General features: G+C 40.9%; 7 protein-coding genes. All 7 read left to right on the top strand.

The window, feature by feature from the left end:
- On the top strand, nt 1-322 hold a 322-nt coding region (locus ON073_RS19765), incomplete at its 5' end, for a lipid II flippase MurJ (protein WP_274763591.1).
- A gap of 73 nt (nt 323-395) precedes the next feature.
- A complete protein-coding gene (gene ribF, locus ON073_RS19760; protein WP_274763590.1) occupies nt 396-1,322 on the top strand; it encodes a bifunctional riboflavin kinase/FAD synthetase in 927 nt (308 codons plus the stop codon).
- Nucleotides 1,323-1,347: 25 nt separating this feature from the next.
- Nucleotides 1,348-4,176: an isoleucine--tRNA ligase gene (ileS, locus tag ON073_RS19755; protein WP_274763588.1), complete on the top strand. Its 2,829-nt coding sequence runs from the start codon at nt 1,348-1,350 to the stop codon at nt 4,174-4,176.
- Nucleotides 4,177-4,185: 9 nt separating this feature from the next.
- Nucleotides 4,186-4,674 (top strand): signal peptidase II, encoded by a 489-nt coding sequence (gene lspA / locus ON073_RS19750; RefSeq protein ID WP_274763587.1) that lies wholly within the window; start codon nt 4,186-4,188, stop codon nt 4,672-4,674.
- Entirely contained in the window at nt 4,671-5,111 is a 441-nt protein-coding gene (gene fkpB, locus ON073_RS19745; RefSeq protein WP_274763586.1) for an FKBP-type peptidyl-prolyl cis-trans isomerase, read from the top strand. Before lspA ends, fkpB begins: the two co-directional genes overlap by 4 nt.
- Nucleotides 5,111-6,040 carry a 4-hydroxy-3-methylbut-2-enyl diphosphate reductase gene (ispH, locus tag ON073_RS19740; protein WP_274763585.1) on the top strand — a complete coding sequence of 310 codons (930 nt, stop codon included), beginning with the start codon at nt 5,111-5,113 and terminating at the stop codon, nt 6,038-6,040. The genes fkpB and ispH overlap by 1 nt, the downstream gene beginning before the upstream one ends.
- A gap of 15 nt (nt 6,041-6,055) precedes the next feature.
- Nucleotides 6,056-6,330, top strand: a 275-nt coding sequence (locus ON073_RS19735; RefSeq protein WP_446728549.1) for a hypothetical protein, incomplete at its 3' end; no start/stop codon positions are given.

The following is a 6,330-nucleotide window of genomic DNA, read 5'->3' as shown; positions in this document are numbered from 1 at the left end:
TATTTTTGGTTATTTAGGGTTGGCACTTGCAACCTCACTTTCAGCAACCTGTAACGCAATTTTGCTTTATTATTTTTTACAAAAACAGCAGGTTTACCGCGTATCAAAAGACACTATTTGGTTTTTTATTAAATGCCTTATTTCAAGTGCTTTGATGTTTGTTGCTGTGTATCAATTACAAGAGTATTTTGTTTGGCAACAGCAAGGATTTACAAAGCAAGTGTTACTGTTGAGTGGATTTATTGTATCTGCTGTCGTTGTTTATTTTGCACTCTTGTTATTAATGGGTGTGCGATTCAGACAAATAAAAAATATTAACTGATAATCGAGTAAAAAAAGTCTATAATCGGGCGCTTAAATTTGAATTCACTTTTTTTGAGGTTTCTTAGTACGTAATGGAGTTAATCCGCGGTATACACAATATAAGGCCGAAACACAAAGGCTGTGTATTAACTATTGGTAATTTTGATGGTGTGCATTTAGGGCATCAGGCGGTTATCAAGGGGCTAATCCAAGATGCAAAAGAGTATCAATTACCAAGTACGGTAATGATTTTTGAACCTCAACCTCAAGAATATTTCAGAAAAAGTGATGCGCCAGCGCGATTAACGCGCTTGCGAGATAAATTGGCATTGCTATCTAAGCTTGGTGTGGAACGTGTGATCTGCATTAAGTTTAATGAAACCTTTGCAAATCAATCTGCAGCAGAATTTGTCGAGCACATTTTAGTTGAAAAACTGGGTGTAACTGCGCTTACCGTAGGTGATGATTTCCGTTTTGGTAAAGGCCGTACGGGTAACTACGAGATGCTGCAAACAAGCGGCGCTCAGTATGGTTTTAAAGTGAAAAGTACAGCAAGCTTACGTCAACAAGATTGTCGTGTTAGCAGTACTGCAATTCGCATCGCGCTGAGCAATGGCGAAATTGCACTGGCAAATGAAATGCTTAGCAGACCATACAGCGTGATTGGCAAAGTGGCACATGGTTGGAAAAAAGGGCGTGAGCTTGGTTTTCCAACTGCGAATATTCCGCTAAAGCGACAAGTGAGTCCGCTAAGTGGTGTTTACTGTGTTCAAGTCACAGTGGCAGACAAGATTTATTATGGGGTTGCTAATATAGGTATTAAACCTACCTTTAACGGCAAGCGCACCCTTTTAGAAGCGCACCTATTTGATTTTAATCGTGATCTTTATGGTCAGATTATCGAAGTAGCACCTGTGCATAAACTTCGAGATGAAAAAAAGTTTGATAGCTTTTCAGAGTTAACAGCACAAATTGCTTGTGATGTTGAAGCTGCAAAAGCCTATTTTGATTTAATTTAGTAGCCGATACGGAAAGTAGAATTAAATGAGCGACTACAAACATACCTTAAATTTGCCGGAAACTGAGTTTCCAATGCGTGGTAACTTAGCACAACGCGAACCACAAATGCTTAAATCTTGGTACGAGAAAGACTTATATGGTCAAATTCGCACCGCTAAAAAAGGCAAGAAATCATTCATTTTGCACGACGGCCCTCCGTACGCAAATGGCGATATTCACTTAGGTCACTCTGTAAATAAAATTCTTAAAGACATTATTATTAAGTCTAAGACGTTATCTGGCTTTGATGCGCCATATGTGCCGGGTTGGGACTGTCATGGTTTACCAATTGAACTACAAGTAGAAAAGAAAGTAGGCAAGCCTGGTAAAAAAGTATCTGTTGCAGAATTCCGCGAGAAATGTCGTGAATACGCGAAGAAGCAAGTTGAAGGTCAAAAGGCTGACTTTAAACGCTTAGGTGTGTTTGGCGATTGGGATAAGCCATACTTAACAATGAACTTCGATTTCGAAGCAAACGCAATTCGCGTGCTTGGTCGCATCATTAAAAATGGTCACCTACACAAAGGTTCTAAGCCTGTTCATTGGTGTACTGATTGTGGTTCGGCACTTGCTGAAGCAGAAGTTGAATACCAAGATAAGCAATCACCTGCAATTGACGTTAAGTTTACTTTTGTTGATGAAGCAGCACTTATCTCTAAATTTAATTTAGCAGATGGTCATGAAGGTGAAGGCGATATCAGCATTGTTATCTGGACAACAACTCCATGGACGCTTCCTGCTAACCGTGCTGTTGCAGTACATGCTGGTCTTGAATACAGCCTAGTACAGGTTGAAACAGAGCAAGGCAAACAACGTTTAGTATTAGCATCTGATCTTGTAAAAGATGCAATGGATCGTTACGGCGTTGATAAGTTCCATGCACTTGGTTATTGCCAAGGTTCTGATCTTGAATTACTGCAAACTAATCACCCATTCTATGATTTCACAGTACCTGTAATTTTAGGTGAGCACGTAACAACTGATTCTGGTACAGGTGCAGTGCATACCGCTCCAGGCCACGGTCAAGAAGACTTTGTGGTTGGTCAGCAGTACAACTTAGAAGTTGCAAACCCAGTGGGTGCAAATGGTGTTTACTTACCTGACACAGAGCTTTTTGCAGGCCAACACGTATTTAAAGCGAATGCTAGCGTAATTGACGTATTAACTGAAAAAGGTGCGTTAATGCACCACCATGCTCTTAATCACAGTTACCCACATTGTTGGCGCCATAAAACGCCAATCATTTTCCGTGCAACACCACAGTGGTTTGTTAGCATGGATCAGGCTAACTTACGTCAAGATTCATTAAACGAAATTAAAAAGACTCAGTGGTTACCAGAGTGGGGCGAAAGCCGTATTGCGAACATGGTTGAAGGCCGCCCTGATTGGTGTATTTCGCGTCAGCGTACGTGGGGTGTTCCAATTGCACTATTTGTTGATAAAGATACGGGTAGCTTACACCCAAATACTGCTGAATTAATCGAACAAGTTGCTGTTAAAGTCGAAGAAAAGGGCATCCAAGCGTGGTATGACCTAGAAACAACAGAACTATTAAGTGCAGCTGATGCAGAGCAATACGTTAAAGTACAAGATACGCTAGACGTTTGGTTTGACTCAGGTGTGACACACGCATGTGTGGTTGATGCACGTGAAGATTTAACGGGTCCTGCTGATTTATACCTTGAGGGTTCTGACCAACACCGTGGTTGGTTTATGTCGTCAATGATGACATCAGTTGCGATTAACGGTCATGCACCTTATAAGCAAGTACTAACTCATGGTTTTACTGTTGACCAAAATGGTCGCAAGATGTCGAAGTCACTTGGTAATGTTATCTCACCACAAGACATTATGAACAAGATGGGTGCAGATATCTTACGTCTATGGGTTGCATCAACGGATTACACAGCTGAAATGACGGTTTCTGATGAGATTTTCAAACGTTCTGCAGATCGCTACCGTCGTATTCGTAATACTGCACGTTACCTATTAGCAAACTTAAACGGTTTCAATCCAGAAACTGACATGGTTGCAGCAGATGATATGGTTGCGCTTGACCGTTGGATTTTAGACCGTGCAGCGGTATTACAAGATGAGCTAATTGCAGCATATGACGAATATCAAATGCTGGTAGTTACGCAAAAACTAATGAACTTCTGTACTGTTGAATTAGGTTCATTCTACTTAGATGTGATCAAAGATCGCCAGTACACAGCAAAAGCTGACAGTGTTGCACGTCGTTCATGTCAAACAGCGCTTTATCATATCGCTGAAGCAATGACTCGTTGGATGGCGCCAATTATGAGCTTTACAGCACAAGAAATTTGGCAAGTACTGCCTGGCAAACGCGATGAGTTTGTATTTACAGGTGAGTGGTACCAAGGTCTGGTTAAAGCTGATTCAGCGAAGCTTGATAACAACTTCTGGCAGCAGCTACTCGAAGTACGTGCAGAGGTGAACAAAGTTCTTGAAACTGCACGTAAAGAAGAGAAGATTGGTGCGACGCTACAAGCGGAAGTGACACTTTATGTAGGTAAATCACTGGAAGAGCAATTAGCTGCCCTAGGTGATGAACTACGCTTTGTATTATTAACATCTAAAGCGGTTGTTGAAAGCAAAGAAAATCGTCCAGCAGATGCTGTGGCAAGTGATATTGAAGGTCTATTTATTGCTGTTGCAGCAACGTCGGCTGAAAAATGCGAACGTTGTTGGCATTACTGTGATGATGTAGGCACTCATGAAGAACACAAAGATATTTGTGGCCGCTGTGTAACTAACGTAGATGGCGAAGGTGAAGTTCGTCAATTTGCTTAGGGGATAGGCGTGTTCAAAGGACGTAGTGGTCTTATTTGGTTAGTGCTCAGCATCTTTTTGCTGGCACTTGACCAAATATCTAAATGGGTAGTAAGTACAGAAATGTCGCTCTACCAAACAATTGATATTTTGCCCGTCTTCAATTTCACTTATGTGCATAATTACGGAGCTGCATTTAGCTTTTTAAGTGAAGCAGGTGGCTGGCAAAAGTACTTTTTTAGTACGATTGCAGTGACTATAAGTGTGCTGCTGATTTATTGGTTAAAGAAATTACCAGCAACTAATAAATTACTGTGTAGTGCGTATGCATTAGTTTTGGCAGGTGCAATTGGTAATTTGATTGATCGCTTAGTACATGGATACGTAATAGATTTTCTTCATGTATATTATCAGCAATATGATTTCCCTGTGTTTAATATCGCTGATGTAGCAATCAGTATAGGCGCAGCGTTGCTGTTACTTGATGCGTTTTTTGAGCAAAAAGAGAGCGATAAATGACAGATTTAAAGATTAGTGAGAACTCAGAAGTTATTTTCCACTTTTCGATTAAGTTAGAAGATGGTTCGGCTGCAGACTCAACCAAAGTGCACAACAAACCAGCTAAACTTGTAATGGGTGATGGTAGCTTAACGGCAAACTTTGAAAAGTGTTTGCTTGGTTTATCAGCTGGTGATGAAAAAAGTTTTAAGCTAGCACCTGAAGATGCGTTTGGTATGCCAAACCCAGATAATATTTATTATGTTGACCGCACTAAGTTTGGTGCTGATACACCTGCTGAAGTAGGTGCGATTATTGCGTTTACACAACCGGATGGCACCGACTTACCTGGTTTAATTCGCGAAGTTGCAGGTGACTCTGTTACGGTTGACTTTAATCACCCATTAGCGGGTCAACACGTTGAGTTTGAAGTTGAAATTTTAGAAGTGCGAAACTAATGAAAATTTTATTGGCAAACCCTCGTGGCTTTTGTGCTGGTGTTGATAGAGCAATCAGCATAGTTGAACGCGCGCTAGATTTATTTAAACCACCGATTTATGTACGCCATGAAGTGGTACATAACAAATATGTAGTAAATCGTTTAAAAGACCGTGGCGCCATTTTTGTTGAAGAACTTCACCAAGTGCCTGATGATAATATTGTTATTTTTAGTGCACATGGTGTATCTCAAGCCGTAAGACAAGAAGCCAAACGTCGCGAGCTAAAAGTATTTGACGCAACTTGCCCACTGGTGACTAAAGTGCATATGGAAGTAACGCGCGCGAGTCGTAAAGGTACTGAATGCGTGTTAATCGGGCACCATGGCCACCCTGAAGTGGAAGGCACAATGGGTCAGTACGATAATGATGAAGGCGGTATTTATTTGGTTGAAACGCCTGATGATGTTGCGACTTTATCAGTAAAAGACCCAAATAACCTGTTTTATTGCAGCCAAACAACACTGTCTGTGGATGATACTGCCGATGTGATTGATGCACTACGAGCAAAATTCCCTAATATTCATGGCCCTCGTAAAGACGATATTTGCTATGCAACACAAAACCGCCAGGATGCGGTGCGTGACTTAGCTGATAAAGCTGACTTGGTTTTGGTTGTTGGCGCTAAGAATAGTTCAAACTCGAACCGACTACGCGAATTAAGTGCAAAAGTGGGAACACCAGCACACTTGATTGATGATGCATCTGTTATGGAACAAAGTTGGTTTGAAGGTATCAATACGGTTGGTGTAACTGCGGGAGCATCTGCACCAGAGGTATTAGTACAACAAGTTGTTGAACAACTGAAAACTTGGGGTGGTACAGAAGCTATTGAAAACCCAGGGGAAGAAGAAAATATCATTTTTGCGGTACCCGCTGAATTGAGATAATTATAAGGCTTGCTAATGATTTCAATGAGTCAAATTAAAGGTGATTTATTAGCAAGCTTACTTAATGATAGAGCACTGCTGGCAGTTATTATAGTTGGGCAGCTGTTGGCAATTATTTTAACCTTTTCACCATTACTCCATACAGACCCTTGGCTGACACTTGCACCTGTGAGTTTGTTTATACACTTTGTGTCACTTGCAAGCCTCAGCTCTATTTACCTTTTAAAAACGCAATTACGTAAAGCTAGTTATCACCAGCAACTGATGGTAATGATCTTAGTGATATGTTG

The organism is Pseudoalteromonas sp. G4 (genome assembly GCF_028875915.1).
Lineage (GTDB): Bacteria > Pseudomonadota > Gammaproteobacteria > Enterobacterales > Alteromonadaceae > Pseudoalteromonas.
The sequence above is the reverse complement of the archived record's forward strand: the minus strand, read 5'-3'. Positions and strand labels throughout refer to the sequence as shown.